The following is an 18,950-nucleotide window of genomic DNA, read 5'->3' as shown; positions in this document are numbered from 1 at the left end:
GTATTGAAAGTACCTTCTCCCTTTTCAGGAAGAAGGCTAGGATGAGGGGAATTTATTGTTGATCTATGCTTTTAAAAAGGACTTATAAAAGAAGTCCTTTATTAGAACTAAAACACACAAAAATTAATTGGCAAGCAAACTCTTAATATCCTCTAGCAATTGTCCATTATCAACATTGGCGGTAAATGAACCAGTATGGTCCCAACTCGAATTGGTTCTATAATCAATTTTGGTGGTTAAAGCACGTGCCTGAGCCACCAAAGCATCCGTTGCTTGTGGTAATACAACTGTATCGCTACCACCCTGATAAATAATAATTGGGGTTTTAACGAGCGTTTGTAAGGGCTGTGAATCTTTAGTCAAAAACTGTCTTACGATTGGATCATTCTTATAGCCTTCTTTTTTACGTGGATAACCTTTGAGACTTCCGTTCTTAATATTATAAGCAGTCATTGGCAATATAAAAGCCGTTCCCATTGCTGCAATACATTCTCTTTCTGCTTTCTCAGCAATTTTATCAGTGGGTGTTTTAAATATAATACTGTATACAGCCTCGCTTGGATTTACTGCCTTTATACCCGCTGCCATATAAGCCGTTAAAGTATCCAGTGCAGCATAACCACCGATCTGGATTAACCCATCCGCATCCGCTAAAGCCATTTCTGACAGGTTTTCGATCAATTCCAGATTATTTGCCGGTGCCATTGCAACTGCACCCTTATAGTCCATATTGGCACGGGCTGCATACTGCGCTGCGCCTAATGCAGCATGACCACCTTGCGAGAGTCCAGCAACCGCCCATTTATTAGATGCTTTATTGCCTAACCAACTTTTGGTTGCCACCACAGCATCCGTAATTGAATAAGCTTCACTTTTTAAATTTAAAAACGGATGGATCTCCTTCTCGCTTGGTTCACCCATACCTTCATAATCAGGCGCAACCACCACATAGCCTGCCTTAACAAAGTCATCGACCATTTTTTGAGTATGCACATCGGCTATAGGCACAAATAATTTGTTTTTACTCGGTGCACACTTGTCAGCAACACCAGTCGTTCCATGTGCCCAAGCCACAATTGGCCAACCTCCTGCAGGCGGTGCAGTTTTAGGGGTAAAAACCAATGCGGTTGCCTGAGTTTCTTGTCCCGTGATGCCTTTCATTTTATAAGTCATCACCACACTTTCATCCGCATTGGGTGGAAGAACATCATTTTTAATATTATAGGGTACTGGTGTATTGACCACTGGATTTTGAATATTGTTCACATCTACATCTGAACCTGCCGATGAATGATCACTTTTGTCGTCATCACCACCACATGCAGTTAGAAATAAAGTAGATCCAGTCAATAACACTGAAAGTAATTTTAATTTCATATAATTCTTCCTTTTTATCTTTTTTCTATCACGTCAGCAGGGTCAACCCATCGTTTGCCAGCGCTGATCCAATAGATCACTCATCTTAGTTTAATGTTTATGTTGTTATTACTTCATAATACCTGGCAATATTTAAGCTAGGCTTTATTACAATTAAGACATAAATATAAATTTAGCAAATGAGATTTAATCTTTAAAACATATTAAATTATCTCATCAATCCAACTTTTTTATTTATCAATCAACTGAATTTAATGTATTTTTTTATGCACCAACCAGTATAAATTAATTTCATAATACTCAATTTTTAATATATTTTTCACAGTTTTAACGATGAATAGATTCTTATCAATGATTCATTTTATTATTTAAATTTCAATTAATTTTTAAGTACTGGTTTTAAGTATTTTTAAGACAATTCACACTAAAAAAACTGATTCTGCGTGAGATTTAAGCAAAAGCCAACACTTATCTTGATTTTAGATGAGTTTCGTTTGTATTTAGCGTCTAAAAAAGCTAGTTTAATAAGGCGCTCTTTCTTATCTATTTGTTGAGGAACAAAGGTATGCAAGCAATTATTCTAGATACTGAAACTCATACACTCAATGGATTGCCGATTGAAATTGCTTATGCACCGATTCAAATTCAAGAAGGAAAATTAAGCTTAGATCGGGAACAAATGTTCGATCAACTTTATAGTATTGGCAATGAAAAAATTTCTTTTGGCTCAATGGCCGTTCACCATATATTAGAGTCTGATCTTGTCGGGCAGCCTAATTTTTCCAGCTTTGAACTTCCTCAACAGACCCAGTATATCATTGGGCATAATATTGATTATGATATTCGCGCAATTCAACAATGTGGCGTAGATACTGCTCATATCAAAGCCATTTGTACACTGGCTCTTGCTCGTCTTGTTTGGCCTGATGCCGAAGCACACAATATATCAGCCCTGATTTATATGATCAGTAAAGGCAGTGAGAAAGCACGTGAAATGTTAAAAGGTGCACATCGTGCAGATGCTGATATTATTTTAACTGCAAATATTCTCATGCATATTGTTTATCAACTCAAAATTCAAAGCATTGAAGAATTATATAAAGCCTCAGAAGATGCACGTATCCCTCGCAGCATTAACTTTGGTAAGCATCGTGGGACAGCGATTGCAGAATTACCCAAAGACTATGTTCAATGGTTACTTCGTCAAGATGAACTTGACCCTTATTTACGCAAAGCTTTAGAGAATGCAAATATCGTCACACTTTAAGCTGGTGATTTGTAACAATAAAGTCATATTAGTGTAATTTTCATTCTTTACTCTAGGGTCAATTTATTGGGGAATAATTTGACTCATGGATCACTATTTTAAAACTGACTTGGGAATTCAGACTTTAAAACACCGCTCAATTCAACTCACCGCTCGCCAAAGACAATTACTGCTTCTTATCGGCACAGATGATTTTAAAATTTTGAATAGTGCACTAAAGCAACGGCTTGCAACACCAGAACTTATTCAACAATTAGAAGAGCTTGGTCTAATTTTTCAGAATCAAGTGAATGGAGTATCTCAAATAAAGTCAAAAATATCTTCAGAATCGTCCAAGATTGAACAATCAAATCAGCGCACTCCTTCAAATCTAACAACTGAAATTGGCTTTAAACCGTCGCCTAAAGCAGTTGAAAATCCAGCAATTATTAGCAATACACAGCTCAGTCAAAATACAAAATCAGCAGATCCACACCTCATCCAGCAAAGCGTTAGTACTGTCACACCTACACACGTAGCACATGCCGAAACTACGCCTGAACTGAATTATATAAATTTTGATGACATCAAACACAAAATGTCTACCCTGCTACAGACGCATTGCGGCTTGATGACCAAACAATTGGTCATGCAAATACAGCAGGCAAAATCAATTCGAGATATCAAATTTTGCCAAATGCAGTGGATTACCGCACTTCAAGAAAGTCGAATTTCTCCCCAAGAATTAAACCAAACCATGCAACAAATCAATTATTCACTACAACATCTACAATCATCTTAAACCGATCCTAAATATTTATTTCAATTTACCCACTTAGAATGACAAATGAAGTGCTTTAAAGTCATTCTAAGTCTTTTTATTTAAGGGTATTTTTGATTTATTTCCGAATATCAAAATCTTAAAGCCAAATAAGCTACCGCCAATAAATCAAAGTTTTATGTATATTGAGATGATTTATTAGGACAGTATTATCCCGACTTTGCAATTTTAAATGGGAGTAATACCGATTAATTTTTAAGCCGACTTAAGCGTATTCCCAGACATTCATATCTCTTTACAAAATCACATTGTCTGTTTTACACGCATTCTGTAGAATTATGGGCACGCCAATGATTTAAAACAATTAGACAATTATGACTCAATACCTTACAAAATCGACAAACCAAACAGCTTTAGAACTTTCAAATTTTTATCCAACGTTTGAACAATGTTTAAATGCTGTATCCAATATTAAATATCAAAAAGATTTACGTATCAAAAGCGATCCTATTTCATCTCAACATATTTTGGTTGAAAGCTATTCTCGAGGGACACTTCAAGATAAGTTTAAAATTGAAAAAAATGCAATTGAGCATGCAAACAAAAATCGTTTGGCCTTATATCATCTTGTTGCCGTCACACTCGATCATTTTAAAGCCGCTTAATATTTATATCATTTTAAACTGATTAAAAATAAAACGTGTTGGGCTTTTTAACCCAACACGTTTTTTAATTCACGATAAAATTAGCTGACTTGTTCAATCACACGATAAATACTGTCACTTTCTTTGCTTTCAAAAAGCAACTCAATACTCGGTAAGATTTTCTCACCATCCACAACAATATGATCAATTTTTTGGAACAATGATAAATTATCTGTGTCCTCATGCTCTTGCAGCTTATTTAACCAAGCCATCGCATTCAGCTCATTACTATATTGATCCTTGACCCTTACTGTAATCATTTCAGTCATTTTTCTGTCCTCTTTTTTATATACTGTTTTCTTATAGCATGCGCCAAACTAAAAATTAGCTTAAAGTTGTTAGATTTTATGGCAATGTTAAAAATTAGCTACATTACTATTTTTTCTATTTATAAAATAAATAGTTACTTTGAATACTTTGTGTAAATACAGCTTGATTCAATTATTTCATGACGTTTCAAAAATCAGAAAAAGAAAAGCCCGCATTTCTGCGAGCTTTTTATGTTGGAAAGCTAGTGCTTATTTTTTATTTGAACTGGAGTCACAAATTCAACAAGCCGTCATTGATCTGTCCAACTACTTCGTAGCGTCTTAGCGACCTACTGTAGTTTTAATATAGTCAGATGCGCTTTGATCTGCAAGATGCAGTAACATTATTGAACGATATCACAGCAATTTTGAAATTGAATATTTTTTTAATTGGTAGATAATAGATAAGTTTGATTGACTATAATTTAATATTGATCAACCCCAAAAAATCTCAATAACATTAAATAAAAACTTTGTATAATGATCATTTTCGTTTTAATACATTATTTTTATGTGCTAAAAAAAACTAGAAATATCAAATAAATATTACGGCTCGATAAAATATTTATAAACAGAGAAAATTGCTCTCTATTTATTTTTTGCTATAGGTAATTTAGTTGAATATTCAACATCATGCTTGTCTAAATATTCACGGATCAATTGACGAACAACCTGAGATGGTTTTAAATCTTGGCGATTACATAAGGCCTCAAAAGCTTCTTTTTTATTGGGATCAATCAAGATTGTTAATCTTGCCGTTTTATTTTCCATAGCTTATTCCCTTAAATTTATTAGAAATAGAATTGTAATAACATTTAAAATATTTTCAATGTTAATTTTTATCTCACAATACTCACATTTTAATATACACCATTGAATTTAAATTATTTATTTTCTGATTCCAGCAATAAATACAGTATAAATTATTATGCATGTTATTAAATATTTTGATTTTAAAGCGAAAAAATACCCAAAAGGCTATCGCAACAGCGCTGATGCAATAGCCAAACATTGATGCTTAAGAAAAATCTAATTCTTTTTCAAAAATTCTGAGTTCATGTCGTGCCATTGCCAAATTAGATTTTTGGCGATCTAATACTAAATATAAAAATAAGTTACTGTTTTTATCCAGAGGTCTCAATAAGTGATACTGCTTTCCAAGAGTAATTAAAATATCATCAATCGTATCGCGTAAATTCAAAGCTTCTGCTGTTTTCATTTTTGCTTTTAAAACCTCCGTATTTCCTGCAGCCGCAAGTTCCAAATCAATTCCTGCTCCATATGAAGCCAATGACAGCCCACTTGTACTATCGACAAGTGCTGTTGCAGTGAATCCATCAATTTCTGTTAAAGGTGTTAAGTCAATTTTAGCCATTTATATATGCCTTTTATTAAGTAGGGATAATATGAGCTGCTTTTAAAGCACCCTCATGTTTAAAAAGTATCATGAAATTATAATATAATATTATTTTATGATAATAATTTGTAACTTTTTTTAATTTAAACAAAGGATTAGGTTAATATTAATCTACAATTAAAATGTTTTATTTGGTCTAAAAATACTGATTAAATTTCAATCTTGTACGAAAAAGTATGAATATAAATATGAATAAACGACTTTTTTTTTGATAAATTCAAACACGATAAATTCAAAATATGCAATAAAATAATTTAAATACAAATATTTATTCTAAAACTCTAATTTACAGAGAAATTAACAAGGAAATATTTTAAATCTTTATTATTTCAAATATATACAATATTTATTAAGGTATTTATTATATTTCTTTTCATTAATATATTTAGCATGCTCTGCGATCAACATTATTTCCATATCAGAAAACAAGATGCTTAAAATATAGACGATGTACGCTATGTCATTGTAAAAACTACCTAGAAGAACGAGCTCTACTTTTCTGACAAGCTAGTTTTTTAGCCCCCTTAGTAGGATGTTATGTACTAAGCCATCAACCAAATTTTATAAAACTCCTGAATGTCTGACTCTAAAAACTCGTCACAGTCACTATCGTATACAAATGTTTTTTGTTCTAATAAATATTCAGCTTGATGTTCCATCAAGTATTTCTTTAAAAAGTTTTTAAATTCGTTGGCACGCTCTGGGAAAATATGTTCTCCATCATAAAAAATCATCATAATTACCTCTATAAAACCACTAAATCACCTGTCTAGTTTACACAAAAACAAGTCATGATTCAAACTAACAATAAATTAAGTGAAATATATCACAATAACTCAAAAATCTTTTATCAACAGAAATCGTATAAGATGCTTAACAATTTATAGTTTTAAATGAAGCTATTTTTTATCGATTAAAATATTGAACTTATCCTTTATGCTAATTGCTTTTTAATTATAAAAAATGAATCATATCAAGACGCAGCTTAGAACAACGTTAAAAAAATCCAACAATTATCATTTTATCCAATGATTTAATATAACCGACCTCTTAACAATGTGAGGTTAATTTTAGCGATATTCAAAAGTTGAAATAAGTGTATATTGGATAAAATACAAGCCAGTCAAAAGAGCGAATATGAAATTTGAAATAACCACAGAAATTTTAATCAACGCACCCATTGATATTGTTTGGAAAACCCTCACAAATTTTGAAGACTATAAAAATTGGAATCCATTTATCATCAATGTTTCAGGAGAAACCCATCAAGGTGGCAAGATCAATGTCACCATACAAAATGATGTGAAAAGTAAAATGTCTTTTAAAGCGCTTGTGCTTGAAAATCAGGAAAATAAACAATTTAGCTGGCGCGGAAAATTATTGGTGAAGGGAATATTTGACGGAGAACATAAATTTAGATTAGAGCAAATAGCCAATAATCAAACCAGATTGAACCATAGTGAAGCGTTTAGTGGCATTTTAGTCAAACCACTTCTTAAGAACTTACAAACAAAAACCAAGCCCGGTTTTGAACGAATGAATCATGCGCTTAAAGTAAAATTAGAGAATCAATAGAAGCCTTCACCGAGCACATCGACTAGAACTAAAAGCAACGTCACTTGCTCGCTATACTTGCAATCCAGCACTCTAGGAAGAATTATAGGATGAACATGGTGATGCCGACTTAGCTTTAGTGTTAGCCTCGATATTGGGGAATGGGTTCTATTCACTAGGATTTAAATTGGATGGTGGAGTCATCATAAACAATGAGCTTTTTTCAGATATCGGCTCATTAAATCCTCTATCGAAAGAACCGAGTAAGCACTATCCTAAAATACTTAGGTGGGGCTTTCTAAAAGCTTTTCAGCCTGAATGATCATAAATCAGTGTAACCTTACTGCTGACCTTATAACATCAAGTACTGAAATCATGCTGTATACGATTTCTAAGATGCTGCTTATTTTGCTTTGTTTATTTTTTCTTTAGACAAGATAAATAAATCTTCATTTAAATGAGCAAATCTTTCTGCTAACCATTCATGGGTATCATTGAGCGCTTGATTGTAAAAATGATGGCCAAACTCGTCTACAATAAAATCAAATAAAAACTGCGCTGGAAAGTTGCCTAGATCCAAGTCTAGTTCCTTTAAGGCGTATTTTTTCAATGAAAAAATTAATTGTTCACGAGTAAACTCATCAAATGTAATGATTTGCTTTTTAGCCATAGTCTTTATTCTGAAAATAACGAGAGCCCATTACAATACTTATTCAGTGCTTTTTCAATCTTATAGCGTCTTATCATGTCGTACATTTTAATTTTTCTATCGGCTTGAACACGTGCATAACCAAATATAAAAATCACTCAAATAGCCACAAATAAACTAATTTGAAGATAAACATCCTTTTTAGGATTTGATAGTAGGCAATAAATAAAAAAACATGACATTCACAGCACAGTAATAATAGATCAGAAAATCATCTTGAACAATTTTCTTAATATAAGATTATAAATTTTTTAAAACACCAATTTAATAAATTTAGCGTTTACGAATAGGCTTCTTTTATAAGTCATTTTAAAATCATAAATCGATGTAAAAGCCCCTCACCCTAGCCGTCTCCAAATGGAGAAGAAACGTTCAATATCAATATGCTTCACTCAACATGATCTTTTTTACTTATAAAAGAAATTAAATACATATATTGTTTTATAAAAATGATTAAAATTCTAGTAATTTATTTTATTTAGATGGTTCTTTCTTGAAATTCCGAATCTTCCTCTACAAAAAACACCTCATCAGTGCCAATTAAAGCCCATTGATATGTTCCAAATATTCTACTTAATTCCTGATTAAATGGATTAAATAGTTTGATTAAATTAAATGACTCATCATATTCTCCCACATATTGTATGACTGGAAACTGCTGAAATTCTTCATACATTTTATGCACAGTTACATTTTTAATCACCATTTAAACTCCTAAGTAAATTGAAAAAAGTTCCCTTCTTTCAATTTACACTTAACTCAATAAAAACCTAGATACTATTTTTTTTGCTCTTGGGTTTCTTCAACTTTCTTTGGCTGTGCTTGAGATGGATTACTTTGATTGCTATCAGGTTGTTTATTCTGATCTTTATTTGCTTGTTGCTGCTGCGGTGCTTGTGATTGATTGCTTTGATTAGCATCAGGTTGGTTATTCTGAGTGCTACTTGGTTGCTTGTTAAAATTTGACATAGTGATATCTCTTTTTTTTGTCATTCATATTAATGACTCATTCAAGATGCGCCTTTATTAAATGAATAGATAGTATTTACACGTATCAAGATATATTTATAACAACAACAGCATTGGTTTATATCAGTTATTTATTTTATTTAAATTCTATAATTGAAAATATATATAAAAATTTTATCATCCTCATATAAAAAATAGTTTAAATCTAAAAAATTATTCCACCTTACTACTTACTCATTAAAATTAAAATTTACAACATATTAAAATTTCGATATATCAATAATTATTAGAATCATATTGATATGGTCTACACATATTTTATTAAAAATAACTGTACAGAATAGCATAGATAGTGCAAATATTTAATAAAATTAATAAATAAATGTAGAAAATATTAAATAACAGGCGTTTTATCAGCAACAATTTTTTAAAATATTTCTATCTAAAATATAAAAATCAGTGCTAGTATAATAATTAGACACATAGCAAAAAATGTGAAATTTTATGAACTTTAATAAATATTTATATATAACGATTGGTATTATTTTGAATCAGCCTGCTTTTGCAAAATACTTCAGCAATTCTTTTGATGTTGCGACAAAGTTAATTCTTAATTTACCTGCCTTTGCTTTTGAAAAAAATTATAAATCCAATAACTTTCATTGGAATATTTCACAACAAGGCCCTGTTCTGGGCATTAATTTACCAATTTTTTGAGAGGGAATGATGATGAATAATGCTTTGAAAAAAATATTACTTGCTGCGGGCGTTCTAGTCGCTGCAGAAGTCAGCACTGCATGTACACGTGTAGTATATCTAGGTGACAATAATGAAGTGATTACTGCACGCTCTATGGACTGGAAACAAGACGTAGGGACAGATTTATGGATTTTACCCAGTAATGTCAAACGTACAGGCTTAGCTGGTCCAAATTCTATTCAGTGGGCATCCAAATATGGGAGCGTTGTGGCAACAGGTTATGGCGTATCCACAACAGATGGGGTAAATGAAAAAGGGTTAGTGGCTAACTTACTCTGGTTAGTCGAATCTGATTATCCAGATCCTAAAAAGAACAACAAACCACCACTGAGCATTTCACTGTGGGCACAATATGTTTTAGACAACTATGCAACTGTAGATGAAGCTGTACGTGCTTTAGAAAAACAGCCTTTTATTGTTGTTACAGATACTGTTCCAGGTGATACACGACTCACTACCCTGCACCTCTCTATTTCTGATGCATCTGGTGATAGTGCAATTATTGAGTATATTGACGGCAAGCAAGTGATTCATCATAACCGCAAATATCAGGTGATGACCAATTCCCCAACCTTTGATCAGCAATTGGCGCTGAACAGTTATTGGCAACAAATTGGCGGAACCGTCATGCTACCGGGAACCAATCGTGCCTCAGATCGTTTTGCTAGAGCATCATTTTATATCAATGCAATACCTAAAAATGCTTCACCTGAGCATTCTATCGCCAGTGTTTTTGGTGTAATCAGAAATGTCTCCGTACCCTTTGGATTAAATACAGCGGAAGAACCAAATATTTCTTCTACACGTTGGCGTACTGTTGTTGACCATAAGAGAAGCCTTTACTTTTTTGAATCTGCGGTATCACCCAATGTATTTTGGGTGGATTTAAAAGATATTAATTTCAAAGATGGACAAACCAAAAAATTGACCTTAGGTAAAGACCAAGCAATCACCTATTCTGGGAAATCAAATGCTTATTTTAAAGCATCAAAGCCATTTCAGTTTTTAGGAATAAATTGATTTTAAGCCATAGCTCACTGATTTTTTTATAAAGTGTAAGTATAGATACACATGTCAAACTCATGTACTTCAAATGAAATTCTGCTCAAAAGCAAGCCTCCTGAAGTGGAGGCTTGCTTAAAAATTTATGCCCCAGCAAAGCTTTTACCAGTTTATCCGCAATTGGACCGCTTATGCCCATTTCACTGACTAAGCCCAATAAGAAAAATTGGTCATTTCTTAGTAGTACTTGCTAAAATCGATAAAATAATAATTTAAAAAAATATTCAAATACACTATTTTTTAGCGGCAGAATTTTCTGCTTTTATAACGTCATTTTCATTTTGAAAACTTTCTTCATCTTTAAAAATTGCTTCAATTGATCGGTTAAATAATTTCGCAATTTTAAATGCCAAAGGTAAGCTAGGATCATAGCGCTGTTTTTCAATCGCATTGATCGTCTGGCGAGAGACTCCCAAATATTCTGCTAATTGTTGCTGAGACCAACCTTGCTGCGTTCTCAGTTCAGATAAGATATTTTTCATCGATAACGCCAACTCCCAATTGCAATACCAACACCCCACAACGTTGCCATTAAAGGCCATACAAAAAACATAGAAAGATGTGGAAAGCCAATATTTTCAAGAAATCCATAGCTAAATGTAATCAGTGCGGTACCTACGAATGCGAGCGCAAAAGCTTGTAATTGGATGTGTTGTTGCATTTCATCTAAGCGTGCTAATTGTCTGAGTACACTCCAACCCACCAAAATACAGGGAATTATCGGCAATAATGTCACAAAAATTTGTGTTGAATAACGGATATCGTCATTCTTTAAATAATTTAATGAACAAATAAGCACAACAACATAAAGCAGTATTGATGCACTAAACTCAATCAGAGATTTATATTTTTTCATACGGCAACCATGTAAAGTAAGCTTTACACAAATTTAGATCAAATAGCACCCCATGTAAAGCATACTTTACATATTGTTTTTATTTTAACTTAGACAACAAACTTGAAATGCGCCTTCAATTGTCATTTTTTCACAGCATTTATCCGCGCTTTGATTATAAATTTCTAAAGCTAACTGATTTAAAAGCATAAAAAAAACCTAGTAAGCATGAAGCAAACTAGGCTATAAACTTTGAATCTTTTTTCGTTGGTAGCGGGAGCTGGATTTGAACCAACGACCTTCGGGTTATGAGCCCGACGAGCTACCAGACTGCTCCATCCCGCATCAACGAAGCACCTTTATACGCCTTAAAGACAAGGAATACAACCTTTATTCTATATATGTTTAAAAGAATTATTGATTGGCATCCAGAACACTCTAAAAGCATTCATTGTTGACTGGTGATCGTATGCTCTTTTAACTTCAAAAACACAACGGCTTAACCTTTTACTTAAGATTAAAAACCGAATATTTCGATAGCGATCTATTATACTTTTATCCTCATCAAGGCATCTTTAGCGCTTACCCAAATAACAATTTAATTAAACCAGCCATTGATATAGCATTAGAAAGCCCACTAAAAAGTGGGCTGATTTTTTGGAGGCGCATGAATGATGTGTGAGTCGCACAACAATTCAAAAAAAGTATATCAGCCTTTATTTATTAATTAAATTAAACTATGTAACAAAAATTAGCCAAAGCGTGCTGCAATACAATGTTCAAATAAACAGCGAAGATTTGCCTTAGTCACTATATAAATTTAAGCGATTAAAAAACCACCCGTGGGTGGCTTGATTTAAATCATAGGTTCCAAAATCTTATAAATTTTACCATTCTTGCTGCTTTCAAAAAGCATTTCGAAGTTAGGACGCAAAAGTTCATTTTCAACGATAATATATTTGATACGCTCATGAGTTTTATTTGGATTTATCACAACATCATCTAATGTTGCCTCAACTGCGTAACACTTTCCAAATTGATCCTTTACATTTATGTCGAGTTTATTCATAAAAAACACCTTAAAAATTAAATAAAAACAGCTAAAACTGTTAACCAAAACATTCAATGATTATTAAATTTATGCTTGTACATCAAACGCAATTCAATATACTGCAAAAACAGTAAATTATTATAAAAATTTTTATTTACTTACATTTTAAGTGCTTATCAAAAAGATTGCTTCTTGATGCTACTCAGGTTTTTTAGGATCTATTGCTTTTATCTCCTTTAAATCATCAAGATGAAGATCAAAAATACTTTCAATCATTTTTACTTTGGATTCACTGGTATCCTCAGACGTTTCAATCAAGTATTTTTTTGTTTGTTGGGTAAATTGAAAATAGTCTTCATAATTCACTGTTCCATTTTTTATCAGAAAACCGACTAAATTTCCGATGAGTAATCGTGTGACATGGTCACCCTCTAAGGTTGCCTCAACCAGCTTCCCAGCTAAAATTAATTTTTTCATCGCATTACCATCCTTTGTATCGTTCACTTAATTTAACAAATTCATTTTTACTTGTCATATCAATAAAATATTCATTACTTAAGTTCGTTCAGATGTACGCTACCTTTTGGCTTCAATTACTGCAAATGCATCAATATTGATACTTCAACAATAATGCTCAGTTACTTGAATACAATTAAACAATTCCCTCCTTCGGTACTTGCAAAGCTGTTTTAAAAACCAATGTTCACTCTAGTATATAGATCAATCATCAACCTCAAAAATGGTTTTATTCTAAACATGCGCTGATCTGATAAAAAAAGCCTTACATTTCTGTAAGGCTTCACCTTAATTTTGCGCTGACTAAGGATTTTTGTTATTTATTATTAGTAAAATAACAATTTAAATTTACTTTAAAATTAAATCATCGTCAACCTTTTCATTAAATATAGAAAAAAATACCCACCGATAGAGTAAGTGGGTATGTAAACTTGTGATATATGTTTAGCTAAACTTAATTTATACAATATAAATCTCACTTTCAATACCATTCATCGGCTATTTAATTTCAAAACAACACTAATAAAAGACTTTAGATCAGAACTCCGTATGCTCACAAATAAGCACCATATAACAATAATAAAATGTGCATTCAATGCTACACAGAGCGGGATAGAATAAAAACATATACTACTGATTTTTAATGAATAATTTAAAAATATGGTGTAAAAATAAATTTGTAGGATTCTATCCTGTTATTCAAATTATTGTCGTTTATCAATCACATTGGATGAAAAAGACACTATATTTATCTCGACTATTTTACTGCGTTTTTATTATTAAATAACAGATGTATAGTATGCATGACCATTGGAGAGAGTGGTCCATACGACAATAAAGAAACGCTACACTAGCCTGCATGATGCGGGTTTCTTTTTGTTTATTGATCTAGAAATAGCACAGCAGCCATACAGTACCCCGCATAAAAAAGACGAGATTTACACAGCAATTGATTAGATTTGCTTAAATTTTTGCCGATAGGCGAATGATTGATCTTTTAAATAGGTCCAGTGTTTTAATAAGAATATATAGTCAAATCGCCTAATTATTCATACAAATAATTTTCATCAAGTCATTGTTCATCAATGAAGCTTAAGTTTTTGTATGAACTTTTAGAAACTGTTGGTTATTAATTCGTTTTTGTGCTTTTGAATCATAGATGGTGATCCTACCGTGGGGCGACATGGATGTCGCTGTTGGGCGGGGGTACAGGACGTACCCCTCGCCCAACGGAAGATTTTTGTCATCTTTTCATCTCTGAAAAGTGAGGCATCGCCTACGCAAAGGTATTTAAACTTTAAATGTAAAGTGTGGCATTGCTAACTTTTTAATCAAATTATTTTTACATGCTATTGATTTAATTAAAAATATTGATTAAGAATAATTATATTATTGTGTCTGAGTTTTTTGACAGGTTGACTATAGAGAACGTTATAGAAATAATTGAAATGTATAAATTAAAATAAAAATTTAGAGCTAAAAAAAGCACGATACCGTGCTTTTTTTACAACTTACGCCAAATTATAGCGGAGTAATGTTTACAGCGTTAGGACCTTTTGGACCTTGAGTGATACTGAATTCAACTTGTTGACCTTCAGCAAGAGTTTTGAAGCCAGAGTTAGCGATTTCGCTGAAATGAGCAAAAACGTCTGGACCTGATTCTTGTTGAATGAAACCGAAACCTTTAGTTTCGTTGAACCATTTAACAGTACCTTTAACAACATTTGAGTTTGACATAATCAATCCTACTGAGATTTAAAAATTTTAAGCCATTTTATGACTAGTGATAACGTCGAAAATAATAAAGAATTGAACTTAAAATCTGAATAAAACGAAGGATTATGACTAAAACTGCGATACTTAGAGAAGATTTACCAAAACATGACTTTTTTCTAGTTGGCTTTACTTTACAGGAAAAAAATAAATAAGCAAGCTTTCTTATAAATATTTAACTTTATTATAGAATAAAGAGTAACTTATCTATTTAGAACAGCTCTCATGTGAGAGCTTTCTCAAATAACTTACTTTCTCGATCATTGATAGAAAATCAATTCGCTTTCTATTTCACAAGAAAAAAACCAATGTTCTATACATCAATTTTTCTTATGCTTACTTTAGGGTTACTTTTTAAATGGCCAGCGGAGTTGAGCCAAATATTGGTTGGGTATTTGACTACGCACACCAACTTGATCAGCTTTAATTTTTTGATCTTCATAGTGAAAACTTCCAAACAAGATGTCCCAAAATATGAACACTTCTCCGAAATTCTTACGACCAAATCCATGTTTATGATGGATGCGATGTACTTCAGCTACAGCAAAAATATATTTGAAAGGACCAACACGATAATCAATATTTGCATGTTGAAAAAACAAATGCACTGCCATAAATATCATCCAACACCCAATCAGTAAACTTGGAGCACCCAAAAGCGCGAGGATGATCAAACTAGGCCCAGCAAGTACGATTGCACTCAGTGGATGCCGCTTTTCAGCATTTAACCAATATAAACGGCGTGATTGATGGTGAATCGCATGTAATTTCCATAAAAACTGATATTTGTGGCTTAGGCAGTGCATGAACCATAGTCCAAAATCAATCACCACAGCAACAATCAATATCTGCCAAAATACCGAAATATGGTCGGGCCATAATCGTGGAATAAACCGGAAAAGATTAAACCATTCGATAATTTTTGAGACAGAAACGATCAAAAATAAATTAAAAATTGCATGGATGATATCTGTAACAAAATCTTGATATGTATCCAACCATTTTGCTTGATAAGGCAAAGAATGCTCAACCCATGCAATCATTACGCCACTTAGCAAGATGAATAATATTGAACTTGGCCAATACGGAACTTGCCCTGAGACGATGAACATCATCATCCATACGGTTAACAGCATACAAAGCGGATAAAATAAATATCGCAGAGATATTTTAACAAAAGCGCTCATTTATAACTCCAATCAACAGAATACGTTTTGGGAGTATGCTGACTGGCTGGATAGAAAAATTGAACGAAACCGCTATATCTCTTATAGCTTTTGATCCGACAAAAGCAATATTGGCATTTGCTCAATGGATGGAATAAATTTTAATAGTGAAGGTTGAATGCCAAACATTTGTTTGCAGGTTCGACTAAAATGCGCCTGATCAGAAAAATGAGCGTGATGAGCGATGCTGGTTAAATTAATATCCTGATCTATGGCTTGAAAGCTTTGTAATAAGCGTAACCATTTCCGATAACTACGATAAGAAATACCAAAATTATCACTAAACCAATGACTAAAACGGCTTTCTGAAAGATTGAATTGTGAGGCGATTTGTTTCACTGTCAAATTCTGTTGGTGGTTGAGAATAAGAAATTTTGCAAGACGCTCTTCTCTAACTGACTGAGCTTTGAAATTAGATTCACTGCAATAACTTAAAAGCTTTTGGAAAGATTCAAATGTTTGATTTTGTTCTATAAAATACGCTCTAAGAATAGACACCAAATTTTCAGGTAATAGCGTAATCGACGAGTCTTGTTGTGAGGAAACTTGTAAATAATGCTGTATGACATCAGCAAGAAAATGTGTTTGATCAATATAGATCGAACAGTAAGTTCCTGGTTGCAAATGATGTAAAGTATTTGCTGCGATATAGACCCCACTACTCCATATACAATAATCATCAGCAATAACTTGAATCCGCTCTCCCTGTTGTTTTGCAAAGCTTAACTGATGTGCGTGATGACGATGTGGAGAGTTATCACCAACAGCTCCCTCAAAATAGCCAATGCCATATCCAATTGCTATTCTGCCCATCCAATATTTAGCAGGTAATTTATATAGATTAGATTGAGCCATAGAATACTTAAGCTAAAAGTGAAAACTCATTAAATAACACTATTCTACTTATCTTCAAATACCCAGCATAAATAAGCAGATTGATTGAGTGCGCTTTTTATATCTTTGCTATTCTAAAGCGCTTAAATTCAATGCAATAAATTTTAAGCATAAAAAAACCTAGTAAGCATGAAGCAAACTAGGCTATAAACTTTGAATCTTTTTTCGTTGGTAGCGGGAGCTGGATTTGAACCAACGACCTTCGGGTTATGAGCCCGACGAGCTACCAGACTGCTCCATCCCGCATCAACGAAGTGACTTTATACGCCTTAAAGGCAAGTAATACAACCTTTATTCAATATATATCTCAAAAAGCCCTATTTAAGTATTCTATTCACACAATATTTATACTTTTATGCATTGTTTTCAGGTGTGCTTAGAAAAATATAAAAACAGAGAATTTCGGAGTGATTAGATTGAATCTCTTTTGCCAGATCCATAACATCATATTTAGCACCAAACATCGCTAATCTCTATGCCATGACCCAAGTTGTTAAAGAGCAAAGTTGTTTTTAAGCACCTATCAACATATTAAAATTCATAAAAGCCCACCTTTTGATGAGCTTTTAGGTCCATTTGTATTTACTTATACACCCATATCCCTAAAGGGATATTACCAAATAAATGGATAAGTAAAGTAAGAACAATAAACATAGAAAAGAAGAATGCGATGTTTATAGATTTAGATATCATGTAATCACCCTTATTTTATTGTTGTTGCTTTTTTATACACTAATAACGTGAAATTTTCAATCATTAATGTGGATAAATAAATCACATTAAAATCTATCGCTTAGTAAGCTGCTTAAATAGTAAAACATTTTGCAATAATTACTTCTCTCTTTCCTTTTCTTATTGATACTTCCCTGTCTATAAATACCTGTTAATTGTTATAAAAAAAGACGCTTTAAGCGCCTAACCACAAACTTCATTATTTCTCACTCATTTCAACTTATATTGCTTATTCAGCTACTCAATCTCAAAAAAATGCTTTTCTGTGACTATTTTTATCTTTATTTCTTTATAATATCTAATCATTGGGTCATTCACATCTTTGCTGATTTTATCTAAAAACTTATTCTCTTTCATTAATTTAGAATAAGTTTTATAACCAATAACTAATCTTTGTGGATCCTTACTTTCTTTAAAATCATCAATTTGCTTATTGAGTTCTTTTAGATCGATACCCATGTTGGCTCCCCTCAATTGTTTTAAGCAATATAACACTCATTTATGACATTTTTTTGGCGCGTTAAGAAAAATTAAGCGATTAAAAATGCCTCACATTTCTGCAAGGCATTCTTCAATATTTTGCTCTATCTTTCATCAATATTTAAAAATAGCGGTGACTTCACTCTAGTGACTACATCAACTTATGACTCAGTGATAAATAAGGGATGATTCGCTTTATAAATCGCTAATTTTTTTATTTCATTTTCTAGATAGCCTTGTGGCTCTTCTTTCCATGTCACTTTTCCACTATCAAAATCAGAGTTACTTAAGGCCCAAGAGGAAATTAAACTGTAAATAAATGTATTATCAGCAAAAATTAATTTTGTTCTATTGCTCTTATCGCTGGTAAATACTTTGTGTGTAGGTAAAGACCCAAATATACCCACATGGGTATACAAATATGTAAAGGTTTCATTCATCGTAATGATTACTCTTGTCGTTAATCACTATACTACCGCATTCAGCTCTATTTTATGAACTTTGAGCAAAATTCAAAATCCTTAACCGCTTAAGGATTCTATTAAAAAAGCAGCCCA

23 protein-coding genes and 2 tRNA genes are annotated in these 18,950 nt (G+C 32.5%); 6 read left to right on the top strand and 19 right to left on the bottom strand.

What is annotated here, in order from left to right; translation table 11 throughout:
• Positions 1-123 precede the first annotated feature (123 nt).
• Positions 124-1,377, bottom strand: coding sequence for a serine aminopeptidase domain-containing protein (locus tag AS4_RS06520; protein WP_096733600.1), 1,254 nt, complete (start codon positions 1,375-1,377; stop codon positions 124-126).
• 565 nt (positions 1,378-1,942) lie between these two features.
• Here AS4_RS06520 and AS4_RS06515 point away from each other — a divergent pair.
• The 3 genes from AS4_RS06515 (at position 1,943) to AS4_RS06505 (ending at position 4,069) form a co-directional block, all read left to right on the top strand.
• A complete protein-coding gene (locus AS4_RS06515; protein ID WP_096733599.1) occupies positions 1,943-2,644 on the top strand; it encodes a DUF3820 family protein in 702 nt (233 codons plus the stop codon).
• An 85-nt stretch (positions 2,645-2,729) separates the two neighbouring features.
• Positions 2,730-3,425 (top strand): hypothetical protein, encoded by a 696-nt coding sequence (locus AS4_RS06510; protein ID WP_096733598.1) that lies wholly within the window; start codon positions 2,730-2,732, stop codon positions 3,423-3,425.
• A 353-nt stretch (positions 3,426-3,778) separates the two neighbouring features.
• Positions 3,779-4,069 (top strand): hypothetical protein, encoded by a 291-nt coding sequence (locus AS4_RS06505; protein WP_004721964.1) that lies wholly within the window; start codon positions 3,779-3,781, stop codon positions 4,067-4,069.
• Positions 4,070-4,149: 80 nt separating this feature from the next.
• Here the strand turns inward: AS4_RS06505 and AS4_RS06500 are convergent, their stop codons facing one another.
• From AS4_RS06500 to AS4_RS06485, 4 genes are all read right to left on the bottom strand, one after another.
• The gene (locus tag AS4_RS06500; protein ID WP_004721965.1) at positions 4,150-4,377 is read right to left on the bottom strand and encodes a hypothetical protein; all 228 of its coding nucleotides are present in this window, start codon (positions 4,375-4,377) and stop codon (positions 4,150-4,152) included.
• Between the two features lie 627 nt (positions 4,378-5,004).
• Positions 5,005-5,187 carry a ribbon-helix-helix protein, CopG family gene (locus AS4_RS06495; protein WP_096733597.1) on the bottom strand — a complete coding sequence of 61 codons (183 nt, stop codon included), beginning with the start codon at positions 5,185-5,187 and terminating at the stop codon, positions 5,005-5,007.
• Positions 5,188-5,434: 247 nt separating this feature from the next.
• Positions 5,435-5,791, bottom strand: a complete 357-nt coding sequence (locus tag AS4_RS06490) for a hypothetical protein (RefSeq protein ID WP_096733596.1) — start codon at positions 5,789-5,791, stop codon at positions 5,435-5,437.
• A 584-nt stretch (positions 5,792-6,375) separates the two neighbouring features.
• The gene (locus AS4_RS06485; RefSeq protein WP_004721972.1) at positions 6,376-6,570 is read right to left on the bottom strand and encodes a hypothetical protein; all 195 of its coding nucleotides are present in this window, start codon (positions 6,568-6,570) and stop codon (positions 6,376-6,378) included.
• Between the two features lie 400 nt (positions 6,571-6,970).
• Here AS4_RS06485 and AS4_RS06480 point away from each other — a divergent pair, with 400 nt between their 5' ends.
• The gene (locus tag AS4_RS06480) at positions 6,971-7,408 is read left to right on the top strand and encodes an SRPBCC domain-containing protein (RefSeq protein WP_096733595.1); all 438 of its coding nucleotides are present in this window, start codon (positions 6,971-6,973) and stop codon (positions 7,406-7,408) included.
• A gap of 382 nt (positions 7,409-7,790) precedes the next feature.
• Here AS4_RS06480 and AS4_RS06475 read toward each other — a convergent pair whose 3' ends face one another.
• From AS4_RS06475 to AS4_RS06465, 3 genes are all read right to left on the bottom strand, one after another.
• Positions 7,791-8,057 (bottom strand): DUF2164 domain-containing protein, encoded by a 267-nt coding sequence (locus AS4_RS06475; protein WP_096733594.1) that lies wholly within the window; start codon positions 8,055-8,057, stop codon positions 7,791-7,793.
• Positions 8,058-8,574: 517 nt separating this feature from the next.
• The gene (locus AS4_RS06470) at positions 8,575-8,802 is read right to left on the bottom strand and encodes a hypothetical protein (protein ID WP_096733593.1); all 228 of its coding nucleotides are present in this window, start codon (positions 8,800-8,802) and stop codon (positions 8,575-8,577) included.
• A gap of 71 nt (positions 8,803-8,873) precedes the next feature.
• Entirely contained in the window at positions 8,874-9,065 is a 192-nt protein-coding gene (locus tag AS4_RS06465; protein WP_096733592.1) for a hypothetical protein, read from the bottom strand.
• 504 nt (positions 9,066-9,569) lie between these two features.
• On the opposite strand from AS4_RS06465, the gene AS4_RS06460 reads away from it, so the two are divergent.
• Both AS4_RS06460 and AS4_RS06455 read left to right on the top strand, forming a co-directional pair.
• Entirely contained in the window at positions 9,570-9,782 is a 213-nt protein-coding gene (locus tag AS4_RS06460) for a hypothetical protein (protein ID WP_096733591.1), read from the top strand.
• Positions 9,783-9,794: 12 nt separating this feature from the next.
• Entirely contained in the window at positions 9,795-10,844 is a 1,050-nt protein-coding gene (locus tag AS4_RS06455) for a linear amide C-N hydrolase (protein WP_096735488.1), read from the top strand.
• Between the two features lie 275 nt (positions 10,845-11,119).
• Here AS4_RS06455 and AS4_RS06450 read toward each other — a convergent pair whose 3' ends face one another.
• The 11 genes from AS4_RS06450 to AS4_RS06400 all read right to left on the bottom strand — a co-directional run bounded on the left by AS4_RS06450 (position 11,120) and on the right by AS4_RS06400 (position 18,833).
• On the bottom strand, positions 11,120-11,368 hold the full coding sequence (locus tag AS4_RS06450; protein ID WP_096733590.1) for a helix-turn-helix transcriptional regulator: 249 nt from the start codon (positions 11,366-11,368) through the stop codon (positions 11,120-11,122).
• Positions 11,365-11,742 (bottom strand): hypothetical protein, encoded by a 378-nt coding sequence (locus tag AS4_RS06445; protein ID WP_034618282.1) that lies wholly within the window; start codon positions 11,740-11,742, stop codon positions 11,365-11,367. Before AS4_RS06445 ends, AS4_RS06450 begins: the two co-directional genes overlap by 4 nt.
• Before the next feature lie 247 nt (positions 11,743-11,989).
• Positions 11,990-12,066, bottom strand: a tRNA-Met gene (locus AS4_RS06440).
• A gap of 511 nt (positions 12,067-12,577) precedes the next feature.
• Positions 12,578-12,790, bottom strand: a complete 213-nt coding sequence (locus AS4_RS06435; protein WP_004721987.1) for a hypothetical protein — start codon at positions 12,788-12,790, stop codon at positions 12,578-12,580.
• 180 nt (positions 12,791-12,970) lie between these two features.
• A complete protein-coding gene (locus tag AS4_RS06430; RefSeq protein ID WP_096733589.1) occupies positions 12,971-13,249 on the bottom strand; it encodes a hypothetical protein in 279 nt (92 codons plus the stop codon).
• A gap of 1,560 nt (positions 13,250-14,809) precedes the next feature.
• Positions 14,810-15,025 (bottom strand): cold-shock protein, encoded by a 216-nt coding sequence (locus AS4_RS06425; RefSeq protein ID WP_004721990.1) that lies wholly within the window; start codon positions 15,023-15,025, stop codon positions 14,810-14,812.
• 383 nt (positions 15,026-15,408) lie between these two features.
• Complete coding sequence (locus tag AS4_RS06420) at positions 15,409-16,248, bottom strand: sterol desaturase family protein (protein WP_096733588.1); 840 nt, start codon at positions 16,246-16,248, stop codon at positions 15,409-15,411.
• A gap of 81 nt (positions 16,249-16,329) precedes the next feature.
• On the bottom strand, positions 16,330-17,142 hold the full coding sequence (locus AS4_RS06415) for a helix-turn-helix transcriptional regulator (protein ID WP_096733587.1): 813 nt from the start codon (positions 17,140-17,142) through the stop codon (positions 16,330-16,332).
• 208 nt (positions 17,143-17,350) lie between these two features.
• A tRNA-Met gene (locus tag AS4_RS06410) sits at positions 17,351-17,427 on the bottom strand.
• A 723-nt stretch (positions 17,428-18,150) separates the two neighbouring features.
• Complete coding sequence (locus AS4_RS06405) at positions 18,151-18,372, bottom strand: hypothetical protein (RefSeq protein ID WP_096733586.1); 222 nt, start codon at positions 18,370-18,372, stop codon at positions 18,151-18,153.
• A gap of 182 nt (positions 18,373-18,554) precedes the next feature.
• The gene (locus AS4_RS06400) at positions 18,555-18,833 is read right to left on the bottom strand and encodes a hypothetical protein (protein WP_034614323.1); all 279 of its coding nucleotides are present in this window, start codon (positions 18,831-18,833) and stop codon (positions 18,555-18,557) included.
• Between the last annotated feature and the right edge of the window lie 117 nt (positions 18,834-18,950).

This window comes from Acinetobacter guillouiae, from assembly GCF_002370525.2.
Classification (GTDB): Bacteria; Pseudomonadota; Gammaproteobacteria; order Pseudomonadales; family Moraxellaceae; genus Acinetobacter; species Acinetobacter guillouiae.
This window is presented reverse-complemented; position numbering and strand designations above follow the sequence as displayed.